Here is a 20,930-nt window from a genome sequence, read left to right as displayed (position 1 = left end):
TCTATGCTTGCTGACCGGCATATTCGAACATCACTGTCGCCAGCGGAGGCAACACTACCAGCGCCGCGCCGTCCTTGACCTCGATCATCCCCTGATTGCCCTGACCCGAACCGCCATAGAGGGCGGAATCGCTGTTGAGCACTTCGTGCCATGCGCCGTCGAGCGGCAGCGGCAGGCGATAATGACCATGGACCGCCGGGGTGAAATTACAGACCACGGCGACCGGATTGGCGCCCGGCGCCTTGCGCACCCAGGCAAACACGCTCGCCGCCGCGTCGTCGACGACCAGCCAGGCAAAGCCGTCGCCTTCGCAATCCCGGGCGTGAAGCGCGGGAAGGCGGCGATAGGCATGGTTGCAATCGCGGACCCAGGCCTGCACCCCGGCATGGGCTGCATGGCCGAGCAGATCCCAATCCAGCTCGCGCGCTTCGCTCCATTCGCGGCGCTGGGCAAATTCCTGGCCCATGAACAACAGCTTCTTGCCCGGATAGCCCCACATCAGCCCGTAATAGGCGCGCAGGCTCGCAAACTTCTGCCAGTCATCGCCGCTCATCTTGGTCAGCAGCGAACCCTTGCCGTGGACCACTTCGTCATGGCTCAGCGGCAGGACGAAATTCTCGGCAAAAGCATAGACCAGGCCAAACGTGATCTCGTCATGGTGATAGCGACGATGCACCGGATCGCGCGCCATGTATTTCAGCGTGTCATGCATGAAGCCCATGTTCCATTTGAACCCGAATCCGAGCCCGCCCTCATGCGCCGGCAGGCATACGCCGGGCCATGACGTGCTCTCTTCGGCAATGGTCATGACACCGGGATGACGGCCATAGACCGCGCGGTTCATTCCTTGCAGAAAATGGACCGCTTCCCAGTTTTCGCGCCCGCCCTGTTCGTTGGGAATCCATTCGCCGGCCTTGCGCGAATAATCGCGATAGAGCATCGAGGCGACCGCATCGACGCGCAAGCCATCGACATGATAGACTTCGGCCCAGAACAGCGCATTGTTGGTCAGGAAAGCTTCGACCTCGCGCCGCCCGAAATTGTAGATCGCGGTGTTCCAGTCGGGATGAAACCCCTGGCGCGGGTCGGCGTGTTCATAAAGGCTGGTGCCGTCGAACCGGGCCAGACCATGCGCGTCGGTCGGGAAATGCGCCGGCACCCAGTCGATCAGCACGCCGATCCCGGCGCGATGCGCCCCGTCGACAAACCGGGCAAAGCCGTCGGGCCCGCCAAACCGCGCGGTCGGGGCATAGAGCCCGGTGGTCTGATAGCCCCAGCTCGGGTCATAGGGATGTTCGCTGACCGGCAGGAACTCGATATGGGTAAACCCCATGTCGACGACATAAGGGATCAGTTGATCGGCCAGCTCGTCCCAGGTCGGGAACAGGCGGCCCGGGCTGTAGCGCCATGATCCGGGATGGACTTCATAGATCGCAATCGCCTCGCGCCGGGGATCGGTTTTCGCCCAATGGGCGCGGTGCGGCGCATCGCCCCATTCGGGCTTGCCCGGCGCGGCGACGATCGAGGCGGTTGCGGGGCGCAGTTCCGAAAAGAACGCAAAGGGATCGGCTTTCAACGGTTGCACCACGCCGTCGGGGCCGGTCACGCGGAACTTGTAGGCGCGGCCAAGGCCGATGTCGGGGATGAACACTTCCCAGATCCCGGTGTCCTGTCGCCGCCGCATCGGGTGACGCCGTGAATCCCAGTCGTTGAAATCGCCGACCACCGCGACCAGCCGCGCATTGGGCGCCCAGACGGCGAAATGCACGCCGCGCGCGCCTTCATGATCGATGACATGCGCGCCCATCTTGTCGAACAGGCGGTAATGCGTGCCTTCGCCGATCAGGAAATCGTCGGTCGGCCCCAACACCGGGCCAAATGAATAGGGATCGGTGACCCACCATTCATGAATGCCGTTGCGACAGCGATAGCGCACCGGCTGGCGCGCGCCCGCAACCGGCCCTTCGAACAGGCCGCGCGCATCGACCCGCGCAAGCGTGCCCAAGACCTCGCCCGACAGGCTTTGCGCCTCTGCCTCGGCCGCGCCGGGCAGGACGGCGCGGGCAAAGCTGCCGCCGGGCCCTTCGTGAATTCCCAGGAGCGAAAAGGGATCGGCGTGCGTGCCCTCGAGCAAGGCTTCGATGGCGGTGGCCGGCGGCTTCATGGTCTTGTTTCCTCTCCCTGTCCGCGCGGGCGGACGGGTATCAGACGCCCCAGATGTCGGTGGCGTATTCGCGAATGGTACGATCGGATGAAAACCATCCGACATTGGCAATGTTGCGGATCGCGCTGGCGCGCCAGGCTGTCTGGTCTTCCCAGCGGGCGTCGATCGAGCGCTGCGCGGCATGATAGGAATCGAAATCGGCGGCGACCATGAACCAGTCGCTGTCGTAGAGCCCACCCATCAGCGAGGCATAGCGGTCGGGCTCGTCGGGGCTGAACACGCCGCTGGCAATCGCCGAGACGGCCTGCCGCAATTCGCGCGAACCATCGATCACCGCGCGCGGGTTGTATCCGTTGGCCCGCTTTTCGGCGACCTGTTCTGCGGTCAGGCCAAAGATCACGATGTTGTCATCGCCGACATGATCCTTGATCTCGATATTGGCGCCGTCGAGCGTGCCGATGGTCAATGCGCCGTTGAGCGCGAATTTCATGTTGCCGGTGCCCGAAGCTTCCATTCCGGCGGTCGAAATCTGTTCCGACAAGTCGGCGGCGGGGATCAGCCGTTCGGCCAGCGAAACGTTGTAATTGGGCACGAACACGACTTTGAGCAAGCCGCCGACCGAGGGGTCGGAATTGACCCGGCGGGCGATGTCGTTGGCCAGCTTGATGATCAGTTTGGCGTTGTGATAGCTCGGCGCCGCCTTGCCGCCAAAGATCTTGACGCGGGGCACCCAGTCGCGTTCGGGATGGCTGCGGATCTGGTCATAGAGCGCGACCGTCTCGATCAGATTGAGCAACTGGCGCTTGTATTCGTGGATACGCTTGATGTGGACGTCGAACAATGCGTCGGGATCGAGCCGCACCCCGGTCAATTGCTTGAGATGCGCGGCAAGCGCGACCTTGTTCGACCGCTTGACTTCGGCAATGCGCTCGCCCAGCGCGGGGTCGTTCGCCAGCGCATTGAGATCGGCCAGCTTTTCCACATCATCGAGGAAAGCGTCGCCGATCGCGTCCTTGATCACGGTAACCAGGCCGGGGTTGCACTGAAGCAGCCAGCGGCGCGGCGTGACGCCGTTGGTCTTGTTGTTGATCCGCGTCGGATAGAGCGCGTGAAGATCGGCGAAAACCGTCGATTTCATCAGTTCGGTGTGCAACGCGGCGACGCCGTTGACGCTGTGCGCGCCGACAAAGGCGAGATTGGCCATGCGCACGCGGCGATCGCCATGTTCGTCGATCAGGCTGATCGCGGAAATCTGCTGATCGCTCAGGCCGGCGCGGCGCGCTTCGCGCAGGACGCGGCTGTTGATCGCATAGATGATCTGCATGTGCCGGGGCAGCAAACGTTCGAACAGCGGCAATTGCCAGGATTCGAGCGCTTCGGGCAGCAGCGTGTGATTGGTATAGCCGATGGTCTTTTTGGTGACTTCCCACGCTTCGTTGAATTCGAGCCCGTGGCTATCGACCAGCAGGCGCATCAGCTCGGCGACCGCGACCGAGGGGTGCGTGTCGTTGAGCTGGATCGCCGCCTTGTCCGCCAGCGTGCGCACATCGCCGTGGAACTGGATATGGCGCCGCACGATGTCCTGAATCGAGGCCGAGGTGAAAAAGAACTCTTGCCTCAGGCGCAGTTCCAGCCCGGCGGGGGTGTTGTCTGCCGGATAGAGCACGCGCACCAGCGCATCGGCGCGCGCTTCTTCGACGAGCGCGCCGACGTGATCGCCGGCATTGAACGCGTCGAGCTGAATCGGATCGAGCGCGCGCGCCGTCCACAGCCGCAGCGTGTTGATACGCTTGCCGCGCCAGCCGACGACGGGGGTGTCATAGGCGCTGGCTTCGACTTGTTCGGCGGGAATCCATTCGACCGTTTCGCCGCGATCGACCACTTCGCCGCCAAAGCCGATCAGATAGGCGCTCTCGCGGCGGGGAAATTCCCAGGGGTTGCCGTGGCTCAGCCAGGTTTCGGGCAGCTCCACCTGCCAGCCTTCGTCGATCCGCTGCCGGAACATGCCGTTCTTGTAGCGGATGCCATAGCCGTAAGCGGGAATGTCGAGGCTGGCGAGGCTTTCCATGAAACACGCTGCCAGCCGACCAAGACCGCCGTTGCCGAGCGCGGCGTCGGGCTCAAGCTCTTCGAGCGCGGCAAGATCGAAGCCGTGTTCGCGCAGCGCCAGTTCCATTTCGCGGGTCAGGCCCATGTTGGACAGCGCGTCGCGCAACAGCCGCCCGATCAGGAATTCGAGGCTGAGGTAATAGACCCGCTTGCCCCCGGTTTCATAAGTGTGGCGCGTCGATTCCATCCACACGTCGATGATCGCATCGCGCAGCGTGAGCACGGTCGCGGTATACCAGTCGTGCGGTTTGGCCGCGCGTTCGTCCTTGCCGACCCTGTGGCGCAGCACGTCGATGATATGGATGTCGATATCGGCGGCTTTGGAGCCTGGGCTCAGCGGGACGTCAAGGCTCATGCGGCGCGGTTCCTCGGCAAGCGCCTGCGAATCGGTCGCGCAACAGGGCGCCACCCACCAGCAGACTGATGTTCACGGCCTTTTTCGGCAGCCGCGCCGCGCTTGTTCCTGGATCGAACGATGCGCAAAGCGGCAGCCTCTCCCTCGGCTTGGGTAGGCCAGCTTTCACCAGCCTTTCAAGCGAACAAGTGGTGGCCGGGCAAAAAAATGCCGGTTCGCGGTTTTCGCCGCGTACCGGCATTGTCTGACCGAGAGGATTGCTATCACCCCTGCAATCGTTCGCAAGGGCGCATTCGTATGGTTAAAGCGTCAGATTCCGACGCGAACCCCCGCCCAGACGGTGCGCGGGGTGCCGATGTCGACGGTGCCGCCCGAATTGCGTGTGACGACGGTCACGTTGGTCAGGTTTTCGCCGCGCAGCACCAGACTGAACGGCCCCGCCAGCGGCATCGAGGCATAGGCGCCGAGCGTTGTTGCCGCAGGCAGCGCGGCCGTTGCCAGGCTGTCTTCGAAAGCGACGCCGACATGGCGCAGCGTTGCCCCCAGCGTATAGCCCGGACGCGGCGTCCATGCGGCATTGGCGCTGGCCGACAGGCGCGGAACCTGCTGCGGGCGCAAACCGTCATAGGCCTGCCCCGGCGCTTCCATCCGGGCGATCGTCCAGGCCAGCGATCCGCCCAGCGAAATGGTGCCGAAATGCGCGTCGGCCCCGGCTTCGAGGCCATGGGCATGGATGGCCGGAACGTTCTGGCGGATCTGGGTCGTGGCGTTGATCGTGATATTGGCGATCGCGTTGTCGACCTTGTTGTCAAACGCGGTCACGCTGAGCCGGAGCCCCTTGAGCGCGCGCCAGTCAAAGCCGCCTTCGATCCCGCGCAACTGTTCGTTGACCAGATTGGGATTGGCCAGGGTGGTCACCGGATAGACGGTAAAGGCGCGGTACAATTCGTTGAGCGTCGGCTGACGCATTCCCGAATAGGCCGATCCGCGCAGATCGAGCGCGCCCGTCGCGTGCAGCAGCGCACCGCCGCGAAACGATCCGGTCCACCCCGAACGGGTGGGATAGCGGGTGTCGGTCAGTGTCGTTCCGGCCAGCGAAGAGGTCTGGATCTCGCCATCGCGGATGGTCCAGCGATCGGCCCGGCCGCCTGCCGTCAATTGCAGAATGCCGATCGTCCAGGCTTCTTCGGCATAGAATCCGAGATCGTCGTTGGTGCCGCCTTCGCGGCGACGGCTGCTGATCGCGCCCTTGGTGTAAAGATCTTCGCTTTCATAGCCGGTCACTTCGCGCGCATCGGCGCCGAGGCGCAGCGCATGGGCCTTGCCCAGCGGCGGGCGTATCTCGATCTTGCCGCCGACCCCGCTTGAGGGCGTGTCGTACTGGTTGTCGACCGGCAGGGTGGTCGACGAACTCAAGGTCATGCTGTTGAAATTGCGCAACTGGCCATAGATCAGCGCGTCGAACTGCCATGGTCCGCGACCGACCAGCCGGAGCGAGGCATCTTCGCCGCTCATGCCGGTCAGCGCCTGGGCATAGCGCAGCGTCTGGGCGTCGCCGAATGCGGCGATCCGGCTTTGCAGTTCGATGTCGGGCGTGACCTGGGTCACCCCGCGCAAGGCCAGCGACCAGCTTCCATATCTGGCCTTGGCGCTGGCCGATACGCGCTGGCTGACCGGCGTGGTCCAGAAGCCGGGGCCGCGATCCCAACGGCCCGAGACCACGGCAAAGCCGTTGCCCAGTTTCGGGGCGACACCGGCCGAGACGCTCGTGTCGCCGCGATCGTCGATCAGCGCTTCGCCGGTAACCAGCCCGCGATCGGATGCGCCGGCGCTGGTCATGTCGATCGTCCCGGCCACCGCGCCTGCGCCGAATGCGCCGCTGCCCCCGCCATGAATCACGCGGATGTCGGCGATCTGGGCCGGGTTTATCGCGGTCAGCGGCACCGAACCGAAGAAGGGATCGGCCTGCGGCACGCCGTCGAGCAGGACCAGCGTGCGGCTGGCCGCGTTGCCGCCGAGCCCGCGCAAGGTAAAGCCATCGGCCGAGGGGTTGGCCGCGCGGCTGTCGGAACGGCGAAACAGTTGCAGCCCGGCGACATCGGCCAACGCATCTTCCAGCCGGCCCGAAGGCACTTGCTCGATCCGCGCCGCGTCGATCGCGGACACTTCATAGGCCGCGCTGGTCGGCAGATCGGGCAGCGCGCGTCCGGTCACGATGATCGACGACGTATTGCCGGTGTCAGCGCCGGTGTCAGCGCCAGTGTCAGGGCCGGTGCCGGGCGCAGGGGCCGGTGCGGCATTCGCCAGCGAAGCGGCAAGGGCGGCGGGCGCCGCGGCAAGAAGCAAAAGGGCAGACATCCAGGTTCCCGTCACAAATCGTTGATCCAGTCCGTTCGACCGGCTGGCGCAATCATGGCGCGGGGGAAACGTTGGTTGCGATCCCCGATCGAGCCCGGCCCTGATCCGGCCCGGACTCGTTTCGTGTTTGGCATCGCTCGTGCCTTTGCCCCCCGTCTGAACGTGGACCCTAGCCAGCGCGGTGAAGCAAGTCACCCCGGCCACAAGGCCAATTGCCGAATTGGCGCGATGGCGGGGGAGTGGGAGGGCCAGGGCATCGGAGCGTATCGAACAGTCGACTCCGGAATGTGGCGACTCCGGAATGTGGCGACTCCGGAATGTGGCCCGGAATTTGGTAAAGTGTCGCTTGATACCGCGTCGTCGGCGCCGTTGGCATGGGCCAAAATGCGTATGGGCGATGACGCAATGCCGCATAATCTGGCATCGCAACGCTATCGAGATGAGGGAAGATGCGCGTTCAGAAACTGACTTATGTTGAGCCCAATGTCGTCGACAAGATGCGCTCGATTATCCAATGCCAGAAACCCGAAGTGATTCAGAGCCATTTCGGGATCGGGCTGAACACCTGGGTAAAGCTGCGTGAAGGCAAGGCTATCCGTCATTCGGTGGCCGTGCGCTTGCTGCAGCGCCTGCAAAAGGAGGAATTGATTTGAACCGTGCCCGTTTTCCGGCAGGACATCCGCGCAATGCGCATGCCGGAAACGGGCGGCGCTAGGCGGCGGATCGCCCGGGCAAGGGCGGCAGACAGAAAAACAGGGATCACAAAAAGACGCTGTCGCATCAAACTTGCGGCCATCGCACGTATGCATGGGGCGGTTCAGCGCGGTTTGGTGTTGAAGCGGTAACGTTTGCAGTGCACACAATCCCGGCGGTTGCCAGGGTCGCAGTTGGTGACGGCCCGGGATTGAACGGGGTCGAATACAAAAGAATGGGATATGCCGGATCGGGGCAGGCGCTTGTTCGCCAAGCCCCCATATCGCGTTTGAAGCGCAGGCATCGGTTGCAGATCGCATTCCGACCATGACGCACTGCGATCGCAATCCTGGCAAAATGTCCCGTTTGCGCAGGTCGCTCGCTTGTGAGAAGCGCCGCGCACGCACGGGGCTGCCCCGTGCTGCCACGGTGCATTCTCTTGCCCCCGGCTCTCTTGCCGAAGCGGCGCGCGGTCCTGACGGGATGGACGGCACCAATGGGATGAACGGCTGGGGTGCGCCCGCGAAAGATATCACGCTCAGCACTTTGCAGCGCGAAAGGGATGCCGCCGAAGCGGCCAGTGCCGCCAAAAGCCGCTATCTCGCCAATGTCAGCCACGAGATCCGTTCGCCGCTCAATGCCATTTACGGCTATGCCCAACTGCTTGAGCGCGGCTCGGCGATCGATACGGTCGAAGCCGCGCGCGTGATCCGGCGCAGCGCGGAGCATTTGAACGATCTGGTCGAGGGTCTGCTCGACATCTCGCTGGTCGAAAACGGGATCATGCGCGTATCGACCGACACGGTGCGGCTGCCGTCGTTCATCGATCAGGTGGGCCGCATGTTCCGCCCCGCAGCCGAAGCCAAAGGGCTGACATTTCGCACGGAAATCATCGGACGGCTGCCCGATTATGTTCGCGCCGACCAGAAACGTCTGCGCCAGGCGCTGATCAATCTCATTTCCAACGCGATCAAGTATACCCAGGCTGGCGAAGTCGTGCTGGTGGTGCGCTATGCCGCGCAAATCGCGACGTTCGAAGTGCGCGATACAGGCCCCGGCATTGCGCCCGAATCGCAAGAGGCCATTTTTGCACCGTTCGATCGCGGTGTCGAAGGCGCGCGGGCAGGCGGCATCGGGCTCGGCCTGCCGATCACACGCGCGATCATTCAGATCCTGGGCGGCGAGCTGGAGCTTGAAAGCGTGCCGGGGCAGGGCTCGTGCTTTCGCGTGCGCGTCATGCTGGGGCAAGTGGTCGGGCATCGCGACGGGCCCGGCGAAGGTGTCGGCGGTGCGCGGCGCGTGGCGACGGGCTATGCCGGTCCGCGCCGTTCGATTCTGGCCGCCGATGACGATCCGCGCCAGCTTTCCTTTGTCCGGCAGGTGCTGGGCGATCTCGGTTTCGATGTCGTGGCGGTCGCGGATGGGGAGACGGCGCTGGCGATGGCGCGGGCGCAGCGTTTCGATCTTGCCTTGCTCGACATTGCCATGCCGGGCTGGTCAGGCTGGGAAACAGCCGCCGCGCTGCGCAAGCTGGGTGGAAACGACATGCGTATCGTCATGCTTTCGGCCAATGCCCACGAGCGCCACGGCCAGGCCGATCCGACCGATGACGCCGCGCACGACCGTTTTCTGGTCAAGCCGGTCGACATCGATACGCTTGCCGACACGATCGGCGAATTGCTCGGCCTGACCTGGACCTTCGCGTCGGCGACGGCACAGGCCGTTCCGGCAGAACCGAAAGTCGGGGCGATCGCCGCGAAGTCGGAACGCGATGACTTGCCCGATGCGGCATTGGTCCATCTTGACCGCTTGCGCGAACGGGTGCGGATTGGCCATGTGCGCGGGATCGAGGCGGAAATCCGCGCGGTCGAGGCGATCGTAGGCAAGGATTGCGCGTTCGTATCGAAACTTTATGACTGCCTTGACCGCTTCGATCTTTCAGGGCTCGCCCGCATGTTGGAAAAGGCCTGACAATGACCGACGTTCCGCTTCATCGCGATACGGTACTGGTGGTCGATGACCAGCCGGAATCGCTGCGCATGCTGACCGACACGCTCGAAGCCAGCGGGATTACCGTATTGGTGGCGACTTCGGGGCAGGCCGCGCTCGACCTGATCGGCCATATTGTCCCCGACCTCGTGCTGATGGACGCGGTCATGCCGGGGATGGACGGGTTTGAAGCAACGGTACGGATCAAGGCCAATCCGGCCAGCCGCCATGTCCCGGTGATCTTCATGACCGGCCTCACCGAAAGCGAGCACGTTATCGAGGGGTTTGAGGTCGGCGGCGTCGATTATGTGCGCAAGCCGGTCAATGTTCATGAATTGCTGGCGCGGGTGCGGGTCCACATGGGCCATGCCCGCGTGGTTCAGGCGAGCACGGTCGGGCTTGATGCGACCGGGCGGATGATGCTGTCGACCGACCTTGGCGGACAGTTCCTGTGGTGCACGCCGATGGCCGAGCGCGCGATCGCGCGGCTGGCGCCGGGCTGGAATCGCGAAAGCGGGCATTTGCCCGATCAGGTGCGCCAGACGATCGAGCGGCTGTTGCAACGGCGCGAAACGCCGGGCAATTCGCTGCGCATCGATTTTGGAGAGGACGGCGGCGAACTCGCGCTCGAACTCGTGCTGATCGCGCAATATCGCGACAACGAAGTGCTGATCCGGCTCAATCAGGTCGATCCCGCAGGCGATGCCACGCGATTGCAGGCGCGGCTCGGGCTGACCGAGCGCGAAGCCGAAGTCCTGCTGTGGATCAGCTATGGCAAGTCCAACGCCGACATCAGCGACGTGCTCGAAATCAGCCCGCGTACCGTGCAAAAGCACCTCGAGCGGATCTATGAAAAGCTCGGCGTCGAAACCCGCGCTGCGGCTGCGGCCATAGCGATCCGTTCCACCGAAGTTTGAAACGCTCCGGGGCGCGATGCCCCGGAGCGCGGGATATTACTTCTTCTTCGCAGCGATACCTTCGACTTCGATCAGGAAATAGGGGCCGGCGAGCGCGGCCACCTGAAACGCCGAACGCGCCACGGTGGTGGGGTTGTCCTTCGTTCGGAAGAACTGCAGGAAGCCTTCGTTGGCGCCTGCAAAATCGAGCTTGCCCAGCTTTGGATCGGGCGCGATGAACAGCGTCAGCTTGACCAGATCGGCCATCGTGTAGCCCTTGCTTTCCAGCAGGGTCTTGATCTTGGCCAGCGCGCTGATCGTCTGCGTTTTGGTATCGCCCAGATCCTCGACCGACTTCACATCGGCAAAGCTCTTCTTCGGGTCGATCGGCGAGGCAAGCTGGCCCGACAGGAAGAACAGGTCGGTCCCGGCCTTGACTTCGGCGCCATCGAGAATCCGCGCCGTCGGGCTGCTTTCGTACTTCACGACCTGAGCCATAGCCGGCGCGGCGGGCACCAGTGCGACGCCGAGCGCGGCGCCAAGAAGGGCTTTCATGAGGGGCTTTGCAGGCATGGTTGATCCTTTTTCAAGTGTCTCTCGGCGGCGGCACACTAGGCGATGAGTGGGTGAATTCCATCAAGGAGGCCTGAAGCGAGTATGAGCTTGTCGCCGCAACGGTCCCGTTGATCCCACAAGATGGTGCCATCCCCAAGCGGCAAAGCACATCCGGCGGCAGCCGCGATTACGCGAAATGGCGTATGGGCAAGTGTGCCTTGGCGCCGCAGGGCCGTGCAGGCCATCGCTTGACAGGCTCCGACCAACGGCATTCACTTGTCGGGCGCACCTTCAATCGCCGGTCAAACAAGATAGAGAACGAAAAGAATGGTCAGGAAACACAAGGTTGGTCTGGTTGCGCTGTCCGGCATCAGCTTGTTGGCGGCGGCGACACTGGCTGATCCCGGATTCGCCCAGGATCGCCCCGGACCATCGGGCAGCAACGCCGAAGTCGCCGACAGCGGCAAACAAATTTTCGAGGAAATCTGCCAAGCCTGCCACATGCCCGACGCCAAGGGCGGCGGCGAGGCCGGTGCGCGTGTGCCCGCGTTGGCCGGCAACAGGAATCTTGCCAACAAGGACTATCCGATCATCATTCTGCTCAAGGGACGGGGCGGGATGCCGTGGTTTACCGACATCCTGACCAAGCCGCAGATCGCGGCGGTGATCACGTATGTCCGCGGGCATTTCAACGATTACAAGGATCCGGTGACGGTTGCGGACATCGATCGCATCGGTTCGACCAATCCCCCCGTGCCCGATTGCAATTGCGGGCACTGACCTTTTTTCCTTTTTCATAAGGACGATCCATGACCGATTTCCCATCGCCTGATTTCCTTGCCCCGCCGACTCGTCGCCAGCTGCTGACCATGATCGGCAAAGTGGGCGGGACGGCCGCGCTGTATCAGGCGATGACCGTGCTCGGTCATGCCGCCGAAAGCCAGTTCAACGGCCCGCCAAAGCTGTCGGGCGCGCGTCCGGGGGCGAGCGTGCTGGTGCTCGGCTCGGGGCTGGCCGGGATGCTGGCCGCCTATGAATTGACCAAGGCTGGCTACAAAGTGCAGATCCTGGAATTCCAGGGGCGCACCGGCGGGCGCAACTATTCGGTGCGCGGGGGCGACACGATTGCCGAACTGGGCTCGACCCAGACGGTCGGCTTCGCTCCGGGCAACTATCTCAACCCCGGTCCCTGGCGGATTCCCTATCACCACCGCACCGTGCTGCATTACTGCAAGGAACTGGGCGTGGAGCTGGAGCATTTCGCCCAGCTCAACCACAATGCGTTTGTGCATCACAAGGACGCCTATGGCGGCAAGCCGCAGCGCTATCGCGACCTCTATGTCGACTACAAGGGGCACGTCGCCGAATTGCTGGCCAAGTCGCTCAACGCCGGTGCGCTCGATACGGCGGTGACGGCTGACGACAAGGCCAAGCTGCTTGAAGCGATGAAGGACTGGGGCGTGCTCGACAAGAGCATGGCCTACACCAAGGGCGTCAAAGTCGGCGAACAGCGCGGCTGGGATCGTCCGCCGGGCGGCGGTGTGAACGGCGCGCCGATTCCGGGGGACGTCGGTTCGTTGTCGGACACGCTGTCGACCAAAGTGTGGCAGCAGATCGGATTCTACACCGAGCATGTCATGCAAACGACGATGTTCCAGCCCAAGGGCGGGATGGACCATATCGGCAAGGCCTTTGCCGCCAAAGTCGGCAGCCTTGTCCGTCTCAACACCCATGTCACGAAAATTGCGCAGGATGACAAGGGCGTCACGGCAAGCTGGACCGACACCAAGACCGGCGCGACCGGCGAAACCAGGGCCGATTGGCTGGTTTGCACGATCCCTGCGACCGTGCTGGGGCAGCTCGACATCCAGGTTTCCGACAAGAAAAAGGCGGCGATCCGCGCATTGCCCTATGGCAATTCGGTCAAGATCGGGCTGGAGATGAAGCGCCGGTTCTGGGAAACCGACTATGCCATTTATGGCGGCCATTCGTTTACCGATCAGGACATCAGCCTGATTTCCTATCCCACCGGCAACTGGTTCGGCGATGGTCCGGCAGTGATTCTCGGCGCTTATCCGTTTGGTATCGGCGCCTACAAGCTGGCCGGGATGACGCCTGAAAAGCGCATCGCCGCAGCGCTTGATCAGGGATCGGTGTTCCATCCGGCCGAATACAAGGCCGAATTCCGGTCCGGCGCGACCGTCGCGTGGAGCCGTATGCCGTGGATTCTCGGCTGCTGCGCCACCTGGACCGAAGAAAGCCGCGAGGCGCATTACCAGGATCTCGTCTCGATGGAGGGCCGCATCGTGCTCGCCGGCGAACATTGTTCCTATTACGGTTGCTGGCAGGAAGGTGCGCTGCTTTCCTCGCTCGACGCGATCAGCCGTCTGCACCAGCGCGCTTCGGCAGCCTGACCCTTTTTCCGGCGCTGCCTTCATCAGAAGACAGCGCCGGATTCGCACAGTTATTTTAACTCCGCTTGCATTGCGGTCGTCTTTACGGAATTGGTCCCTGCCATCATGACAGGGACCAATCGGAGAGCATGGCCATGACGATGCGCGCGCTCGAAGTTCGCGCCCTGTCCGACGATCTGTCGGGCCTTGCACTGGCTGACCGGCCCATTCCCCGCCCCGGCGCGGGCGAAGTGCTGGTGCGGATCGAAGCGACCGCGCTCGGCTTTCCCGATCTTTTGATGACGCAAGGGCTCTATCAGGCCAAGCCTTCGCTGCCGTTCGTGCCGGGGATGGAATCCGCAGGCGTGATTGTCGAACTGGGCGAGAGTCATGCCGATCGGGGCCATGCCGATTGGCAGGTCGGCGACCGGGTGATCTGCGGCGGATTGACCGGGGGCGTCGCGCACTATGGCGTGTTTCCTGTCGGCGCGGTGCAACGCCTGCCCGATGCGCTGTCGTTTGCGCAGGGAGCGGCCTTGCGGGTCGCCTATCTGACGGCGTGGGCCTCGCTGGTTCGGCTGGGGCGGGCGCAGCCGGGCGAATGGCTGGTGGTGCAGGGCGCGGCAGGCGGGGTCGGGCTGGCGGCCGTCGATCTGGCGCGCGAACTGGGTCTGCGCACGATCGCGGTCGCCTCGCAAGCGGACAAACTCGACGCGGTGCGCGGGCTTTACCCCATCGAGGCAGGGTTGGTCGGGCCGACCGGGATTCGCCGGGCGGTGCTCGACATGACCGACGGGCGCGGGGCCGATCTGGTGTTTGATCCGGTCGGTGGCGACGTGTTCGATGAAGCCTGTCGCTACACGGCGTTTGGCGGGCGTTTGCTGGTGGTCGGTTTTGCCGGCGGACGAATCCCGACTGTTGCGGCCAATATCCCGCTGATCAAGGGTTTTTCGATTATCGGTGTGCGCGCGGGCGAATATGGGCGGCGCTTTCCAGACCATGGCCGCGAACACCTTGCGGCCATTCATGCTCTGGCAGAGGCCGGGCGTATCCGTCCGCATGTCCAGGCCGCCGTGCCGCTGTCGCAATGGCGCGAAGCCTATGCCGCGATGCGCGATCGGCGGGTGATCGGGCGTACAGTGATCCTTCCCCACGCCTGATCGGTTGAGACGCGCCGAAGCGTCGCCGAGCTTGAGCAAAAAAAAGAGCCGCTCGAAACCGGGCGGCTCTGGAAAGTTTGGGAGAGGATGCCTGAAAGGCAATTTCCGTATGCGTCAGGTGGGTGGTTTGCGCAAGTGCGAAACAGGCAATTATAGATGCAAAAAACGCAACAGTTCAATTGGACTGCTTTCCGTTTCCGTAAACGGAGAATTTGTGGCGTAAAAAAATATATATAAAACAATAATCTCACACGTATGCATGAAAGTGGTCTCAGGACTGAAATGTGCAACATGCGCAAGCCGATCGTTCGGCAAACCTTTTCATGAAAGGGAGGGTTCGCATTGCATCAAGGCCTTGCCGAAGGGGCAAGCGCCTCGCCATCCAGGCAATCGGCATCGCGAAGTTCGAATCGCGAGGCTGATTTTGATTCGCAAAGGTGGTTGCCATCGCGGCGTCCAACCGGCAGCACTCGCGTCAAAGGAGATCACGTCCGTCATGACCAATCCCACCGCTTTGCGCATCCTCACAGTCGCCGTGGCACCTGCTGCATTGGCATTCGCGGGCGCCGGTTCGGTCGCTGTTGCGCGTCCGTCCGCTGTCCCCGTGCCGACCGCAGCCGAAGAGGCCCAGGCGCTGGACCTTGCCACCCGGGAAATCGCCGTGCGCTCGGTGCGCGGCGAGGGCAACCGCACGAACGAAGTCGCGGCCCTGATCAAGGACCGGCTGATCGCGGGCGGCTGGGCCCCGGCCGATGTCGTTGTCACCAGGCGTGGCGAGACGGCAACGCTTGTCGCCACCTGGGCGGGCAGCGATCCCAAGCTGAAGCCGCTGGTGCTGTCGGGCCATATGGACGTGGTCGAGGCGAAACGTGGCGACTGGAAGCGCGATCCCTTTGGCCCGGTGGTCGAAGACGGCGTGCTTTATGGCCGCGGCGCGACCGACATGAAGTTTGACGGGGCGGTGCTGGTCTCGGCGGTGATCGATCTGCGCGCGCATGGCTACAAGCCCCGCCGCAGCATCGTCATCGCCTTTTCGGGCGACGAAGAGACCGTCATGGCGACCAGCGCCGCGCTGGCCGAGGAGCTGAAAGGCGCCGATCTCGTGATCAATGCCGATGGCGGCGGCGGCACATTTGCCGATGGCACCGACAAGCCGCTCTATTGGCTGTGGGACGGCAACGAAAAGGCCTATGCCGATTACCAGCTCGAAGTGACCAACCCCGGCGGCCACAGTTCCGAACCGCGCCCCGACAATGCCATTGTCCAATTGGCGCAGGCGCTGGTCAAAGTGGGGACATACCAGTTTCCGCCCGAACAGAACGAGCTGACCAAGGCGTGGTTCGAGCGAGCCGCCCCGTTTGAGGCGGACCCGGCCAAGGCAGCGGCGATGCGTGCCTTTGCCGCCAATCCCAACGACGCCGCGCCGCTGGCGATCGTGCGCGCCGATCCCGATCTCGTCGGCAAGACCGGCACGACCTGCGTTGCAACGATGCTGTCGGGCGGTCATGCGGAAAATGCGCTGCCGCAGCGCGCGCGCGCCAATATCAATTGCCGCATCTTTCCCGGCCATAGCCGCGAACAGATCATGGCGCAGCTCAAGACCGTGATCGGATCGGATGTCGTCAAGGTCAGCGATGTCACCGATGGCTCGATCACCCCGCCGGTAACCCCGTTGCGCGCCGATTACGTCGTGGCGGCGGAAAAGGCGATCCATGCGGCATGGGGCAAAAATGTCGCGGTGATCCCCAACCAGGCATCGGGCGGATCGGATTCGATGTTCTATCGCGCGCTGGGCGTACCCGCCTATAATGCCAGCCCGGTGTTCACCCGCCGCGACGAACGCTTCAGCCATGGCCTTAACGAACGCGTCCGACTGGTCAATATCAAGCCCGCGCTGACGTTCTATTTCAACCTGATCCCCGACCTGACGAAATAAGCCGCCCAAATGCCCCTCCCCGCGCGGGGAGGGGCGTCGTATGGATCAAAAGCCCAGGAACTTGACCTGTTCTTCAAGCGCTACGCGTTCACGGGGGAAATTGTTGACCGGCGCGTCTTCGTCGCGCCAGCCGATGGCCAGGCCGCAGAACAGCAAGGTATCGTCCGACAGGCCGAGGTGCGTCTTGATGGTCCGGCCATAGTTGCCCATGTATTCCTGCGGGCAGGTGTCGAGCCCTTCGCCGCGCAGGAGCAGCATGATCGTCTGCAGCCACATGCCGACATCCGACCACTGCGGCTCTTTCATCAGCTTGGGAAAGTGGGCGAGCAGCAGCACCGGCGCGCCGAACGAGACGAGGTTGGCACGGGTGAAATCCGTCCGGCTTTCCTTGTCGGCCCGCTCGATCGCCAGTGCGGCATACATCGCGGCGCCCACGGCCTGCAGACGGGGCAGGTACTTGGGGCTCTTGCCCGGCGCGGACCAGTCGTATTCGGACGGATCATCAGGCTGCGCGGCCAGCAGCACCTCTTGCAGCGCCTTGAGCGGCGCGCCGGTCAGCACGACGGCTTCCCACGGTTGATAGTTGCATCCCGACGGCGTCATGCGCGCCTGATCGAGCACGCGCTCGATCGTTTCAAACGGGACCGGACGGTCAAGAAATTCCCGCACCGAGCGGCGCGAGGCGACAGCTTCTGCAACGTTCATGGTATCTCCCGGTTTTGATCAGGTATCGTTGTGCGACCACAAATTGGCGCCCCCGGCTTGAGATATGCTTGCCGGCGCACAATGCAACGATCAGTTGCTTAAAGAAACCCGATCAGGCTGTCGAGATGCGCGCGCGCAATTGCGCCGGCCTCATCCGCGCTGAAACAACCGGGCGACAGGCTCAGTTCGAGCCACAGCCCGTCGACCAGCGCGGTCACCGCAATCGCCGCCAGTCGCAACCGCTCGCCGGGCACGCCGCATGCGGCCAGCAGCAGCGTCAGCCGGTCACGAAAACCGGCATATTGATCGTCATGCTGGCGTGCGATGTCGGCGCGCGCGGTGACCAGGCTCCAGAACGCGATCCAGGTCGCCAGCAAGGCGCGATCGGCGATCGGCGGGGCAAAGCTGGCGGTGACAAAGGCATCCAGCCGCGCGCGCGGATCATCGCCGGCATCGGCAACCGCAGCTTCGAGCGCGGCAGATACGGTCTGGTCGACATCGGCATACGTCGCTGCGATCAAAGCGTCGATTCCGGCGAAATAGTGCGTGATCAATCCCGGCGAGACGCCTGCCTCGCGCGCGATCACGCGCACGCTGGTTCCTGCGGCGCCCTCGCGCGCCAGAACGCGGGCGCAGGCCGCGATCAGGCTTTGGCGGCGCACGTCGGGTTCGGCGCGGCGGGGCGGGGGAAGGGGCGTCGAATTGGTCACTTGCGCATCCTGCGTGGTATTGTACGATCGTGCAACAGTCCTGCCGTGCTCGCCGTATTCGAGGTTTCTCATGGCCCAGTTCGCCAATGCTTTCCAGACCATAGCCAGCGGTTCCGGCGATCCTGATGCCGATTGGAGCCTGCCGGGCTGGATCTACGGCGATCCCGAATTTCATGAGCTTGAAATCGAACGGATCATGCGTCCCTCGTGGCAGATTGTCTGTCACGAAAGCGATCTGGCGCAGCCCGGCGACTGGCGCACGCTCGACTATATCGGCGAAAGCGTGATCGTCGTGCGCGGCGATGACGGCGCAATCCGCGCCTTTGCCAATGTCTGCCGCCACCGCGCGATGCGGCTCGTCGAAGGGACGGCAGGCTGCGCTAAAAAGTTCGTCTGCCCCTATCATGCCTGGGCCTATGAAACCGACGGGCGGCTGAGCGGGGTGCCGATGAAGGCGGACTATCCGGCGCTGCGGCTCGAAGACCATGGGCTGTCGCCGGTTGCGCTTGAAATATGGCACGGCTTTGTCTTCGTGCGGCTGAGCGATGCCGGATTTCCGAGCGTGGCCGCGATGATGGCGCCGTTCGAAGCGGAAGTCGCGCCATATCGATTTGAGGACATGCGCTGCATTTCCGAACTGCGGGTGCGCGATCGCGCGCTCAACTGGAAAAACCTCGGCGACAACTATTCCGACAATCTGCATATCCCCGTGGCGCATGACGGGCTGACCCGGATTTTCGGAAAGAGCTATGAAATCAGCGCGCATGGCTGGGCCGATCGGATGAAGGGCGATCTGGTCGAGCGGCTTTCGGACAACCCCTGGGAACGATTCTACCAGACACACCTGCCGCATGTGCCGCATTTGCCCGAAGTGGCGCAGCGCCGCTGGCTCTATTACAAGCTGTGGCCCAACATGGCGTTCGACATCTATGCGGATCAGATCGATTTCATGCAGTGGATACCGACCGGGCCGACGACCTGCGTCTTGCGCGAAATGGCCTATGCCCTACCCGATGCCACAACGCCGGACGACCGGCGGGCCATGAAACTGGCGCGCTATGCCAATTGGCGCATCAACCGGGTGGTCAACAAGGAAGACACCTGGTTGATCGAGCGGGTGCAGCAGGGCATGGCCAGCCACAGCTATGGCGCAGGACCGATCGGGCGCAGCGAAGTGTGTCTGCGCAGCTTTGCCCGCAAGATCCGCACGCTGATCCCCGAAGCGCGCCTGCACAAGGCACCGCCGAAGGGATGGAGCAGGCATTCTGATTTGGATGGGAAAGACCAGCATGACGAACCGTTATGACGCGATCATCATCGGCGGCGGGCACAACGGCCTGACTTGCGCCTTTTACCTTGCCCGTGCGGGGATGCGTGTGCGCGTGCTCGAACGGCGGGCCGTTGTCGGCGGTGCGGCGGTGACCGAGGAATTTCATCCCGGTTTTCGCAATTCGACCGCCAGCTATACCGTCAGCCTGCTGCGTCCCAAAGTGATCGCCGACATGAAGCTGCACGAGCGCGGCTATCGCGTGATCGAGCGGACGATTTCGAATTTCTTCCCGTTTCCCGATACCTATCTGAAGCTCGGCGGGGGCGCGGACCGGACGGCGGCGCAATTTGCCCGCTTTTCGAAAGCCGATGCCGCGGCCTATCCGCACTATGACGCGGCGCTTGAAAAGGTCGCGCAAGTGTTGCGCGATCTGGCGCTGCAGACCCCGCCCAATGTCGGCGGCGGGTTTGGCGCGCTGGCAGCGGCGGCAAAGCAGGGCTGGCCGCTGGCGAAAATGGACCTGTCGACCCAGCGCGATCTGCTCGACATCTTCACCAAGTCGGCGCGCGAGTTCCTCGACGGCTGGTTCGAGGATGATCATGTCAAATCGGCCTTTGCCTTTGACGCGGTGGTGGGCAACTTCGCCGGGGTTTCGACGCCGGGGTCGGCCTATGTCCTGCTCCATCATGTCTTTGGCGAAGTGAACGGCAAGCTTGGCGCGTGGGGCCATGCGGTCGGCGGCATGGGCTCGATTACCCAGGCGATGGCGGCGGCCTGCGTCGAACAGGGCGTGGAGATCAGCCTTGAGGCACCGGTTTCCAAAGTGCTCGTCGCCAACGGCAAGGCGCAAGGCGTGAAGCTCGAAAGCGGCGAAGAGCTTTATGCGCCGATCATTGCCGCCAACGTCGGCCCGGCGCTGCTCTATCGCCAGATGGTCGACGGTAGCGATCTCGACGAAGATTTCCGGCGCCGGATCAAGGGATTCAAGACCGGATCGGGCACGTTCCGGATGAATGTCGCGCTGTCCGAACTGCCCGATTTCACCGTTCTGCCCGGCAAGGACAAGGCCGAGCATCACACCGCCGGGATCATCATCGCGCCGGGCCTCGACTATATGGACAAGGCCTATGACGATGCGAAAGCGTTCGGCTGGTCGCGCGAACCGATTGTCGAAATCAAGATCCCTTCGACGGTCGATGACAGCCTCGCGCCGCCGGGTGCCCATGTCGCCAGCCTGTTCTGTCAGCAGTTTTCGCCCGAGTTGCCTGACGGGCAAAGCTGGGACGACGTGCGCGAAGAGGTTGCCGACCTGATCATCGACACGATCGATGCCCACGCGCCCAATTTCAAAAAGAGCGTGATCGCCCGGCAGATCCATTCGCCGCTCGATCTCGAACGCAAGTTCGGCCTGATCGGCGGCGACATCTTTCATGGCACCATGGGGCTCGATCAGCTTTGGGCCGCGCGTCCGGTGCTGGGCAACGGCGATTACCGTTCGCCGATCAAGGGGCTCTACATGTGCGGATCGGGCACGCATCCCGGCGGCGGGGTGACCGGCGCGCCGGGACACAACGCCGCGCACGAGATCATTCGCGACCGCTCGTTGCTGTGGAAGGCCCTGCACCGGGGTAAATGAG

At 63.4% G+C, this 20,930-nt stretch carries 16 protein-coding genes; 10 read left to right on the top strand and 6 right to left on the bottom strand.

What is annotated here, in order from left to right:
* Position 1 precedes the first annotated feature (1 nt).
* Both glgB and AQZ50_RS14065 read right to left on the bottom strand, forming a co-directional pair.
* Complete coding sequence (gene glgB, locus AQZ50_RS14070) at positions 2-2,164, bottom strand: 1,4-alpha-glucan branching protein GlgB (protein WP_067747104.1); 2,163 nt, start codon at positions 2,162-2,164, stop codon at positions 2-4.
* 40 nt (positions 2,165-2,204) lie between these two features.
* Positions 2,205-4,628 carry a glycogen/starch/alpha-glucan phosphorylase gene (locus tag AQZ50_RS14065; RefSeq protein WP_067747103.1) on the bottom strand — a complete coding sequence of 808 codons (2,424 nt, stop codon included), beginning with the start codon at positions 4,626-4,628 and terminating at the stop codon, positions 2,205-2,207.
* A gap of 68 nt (positions 4,629-4,696) precedes the next feature.
* Here AQZ50_RS14065 and AQZ50_RS14060 point away from each other — a divergent pair, with 68 nt between their 5' ends.
* Positions 4,697-4,876, top strand: coding sequence for a hypothetical protein (locus AQZ50_RS14060; RefSeq protein ID WP_067747102.1), 180 nt, complete (start codon positions 4,697-4,699; stop codon positions 4,874-4,876).
* Between the two features lie 61 nt (positions 4,877-4,937).
* On the opposite strand, the gene AQZ50_RS14055 is transcribed toward AQZ50_RS14060, so the two are convergent.
* Positions 4,938-6,986, bottom strand: a complete 2,049-nt coding sequence (locus tag AQZ50_RS14055; protein WP_067747262.1) for a TonB-dependent receptor — start codon at positions 6,984-6,986, stop codon at positions 4,938-4,940.
* A 449-nt stretch (positions 6,987-7,435) separates the two neighbouring features.
* Between AQZ50_RS14055 and AQZ50_RS14050 the strand changes: the two genes are divergently transcribed.
* The 3 genes from AQZ50_RS14050 (at position 7,436) to AQZ50_RS14040 (ending at position 10,585) form a co-directional block, all read left to right on the top strand.
* Positions 7,436-7,639, top strand: coding sequence for a hypothetical protein (locus AQZ50_RS14050; RefSeq protein ID WP_067747101.1), 204 nt, complete (start codon positions 7,436-7,438; stop codon positions 7,637-7,639).
* A 469-nt stretch (positions 7,640-8,108) separates the two neighbouring features.
* On the top strand, positions 8,109-9,650 hold the full coding sequence (locus AQZ50_RS14045; RefSeq protein WP_231730303.1) for an ATP-binding response regulator: 1,542 nt from the start codon (positions 8,109-8,111) through the stop codon (positions 9,648-9,650).
* A 2-nt stretch (positions 9,651-9,652) separates the two neighbouring features.
* Entirely contained in the window at positions 9,653-10,585 is a 933-nt protein-coding gene (locus AQZ50_RS14040) for a response regulator transcription factor (protein WP_067747100.1), read from the top strand.
* A 36-nt stretch (positions 10,586-10,621) separates the two neighbouring features.
* Here the strand turns inward: AQZ50_RS14040 and AQZ50_RS14035 are convergent, their stop codons facing one another.
* A complete protein-coding gene (locus tag AQZ50_RS14035) occupies positions 10,622-11,137 on the bottom strand; it encodes a Rid family hydrolase (protein WP_067747099.1) in 516 nt (171 codons plus the stop codon).
* 309 nt (positions 11,138-11,446) lie between these two features.
* On the opposite strand from AQZ50_RS14035, the gene AQZ50_RS14030 reads away from it, so the two are divergent.
* The 4 genes from AQZ50_RS14030 to AQZ50_RS14015 all read left to right on the top strand — a co-directional run bounded on the left by AQZ50_RS14030 (position 11,447) and on the right by AQZ50_RS14015 (position 16,608).
* Positions 11,447-11,899 carry a c-type cytochrome gene (locus AQZ50_RS14030; protein ID WP_067747098.1) on the top strand — a complete coding sequence of 151 codons (453 nt, stop codon included), beginning with the start codon at positions 11,447-11,449 and terminating at the stop codon, positions 11,897-11,899.
* A 29-nt stretch (positions 11,900-11,928) separates the two neighbouring features.
* Positions 11,929-13,533, top strand: a complete 1,605-nt coding sequence (locus AQZ50_RS14025) for a flavin monoamine oxidase family protein (RefSeq protein WP_067747097.1) — start codon at positions 11,929-11,931, stop codon at positions 13,531-13,533.
* Between the two features lie 140 nt (positions 13,534-13,673).
* Complete coding sequence (locus AQZ50_RS14020) at positions 13,674-14,672, top strand: NADPH:quinone oxidoreductase family protein (RefSeq protein WP_067747261.1); 999 nt, start codon at positions 13,674-13,676, stop codon at positions 14,670-14,672.
* Positions 14,673-15,168: 496 nt separating this feature from the next.
* Positions 15,169-16,608, top strand: a complete 1,440-nt coding sequence (locus AQZ50_RS14015; protein WP_082703659.1) for a M20/M25/M40 family metallo-hydrolase — start codon at positions 15,169-15,171, stop codon at positions 16,606-16,608.
* Between the two features lie 45 nt (positions 16,609-16,653).
* On the opposite strand, the gene AQZ50_RS14010 is transcribed toward AQZ50_RS14015, so the two are convergent.
* Both AQZ50_RS14010 and AQZ50_RS14005 read right to left on the bottom strand, forming a co-directional pair.
* Positions 16,654-17,313: a nitroreductase gene (locus tag AQZ50_RS14010; RefSeq protein ID WP_067747096.1), complete on the bottom strand. Its 660-nt coding sequence runs from the start codon at positions 17,311-17,313 to the stop codon at positions 16,654-16,656.
* Positions 17,314-17,411: 98 nt separating this feature from the next.
* Positions 17,412-18,095 (bottom strand): TetR family transcriptional regulator C-terminal domain-containing protein, encoded by a 684-nt coding sequence (locus AQZ50_RS14005; protein ID WP_082703658.1) that lies wholly within the window; start codon positions 18,093-18,095, stop codon positions 17,412-17,414.
* Here AQZ50_RS14005 and AQZ50_RS14000 point away from each other — a divergent pair.
* Positions 18,094-19,329 (top strand): aromatic ring-hydroxylating oxygenase subunit alpha, encoded by a 1,236-nt coding sequence (locus AQZ50_RS14000; protein WP_067747095.1) that lies wholly within the window; start codon positions 18,094-18,096, stop codon positions 19,327-19,329. The two genes, AQZ50_RS14005 and AQZ50_RS14000, sit on opposite strands and share 2 nt — an antisense overlap.
* Positions 19,313-20,929 carry a phytoene desaturase family protein gene (locus AQZ50_RS13995; RefSeq protein ID WP_067747094.1) on the top strand — a complete coding sequence of 539 codons (1,617 nt, stop codon included), beginning with the start codon at positions 19,313-19,315 and terminating at the stop codon, positions 20,927-20,929. Before AQZ50_RS14000 ends, AQZ50_RS13995 begins: the two co-directional genes overlap by 17 nt.
* Position 20,930: the final 1 nt, after the last annotated feature.

The sequence above is a fragment of the Novosphingobium sp. Fuku2-ISO-50 genome (genome assembly GCF_001519055.1).
Taxonomy (GTDB): Bacteria; Pseudomonadota; Alphaproteobacteria; order Sphingomonadales; family Sphingomonadaceae; genus Novosphingobium.
Note: the sequence above shows the minus strand (reverse complement) of the source record. Positions and strands in the feature narration are given on the sequence as shown.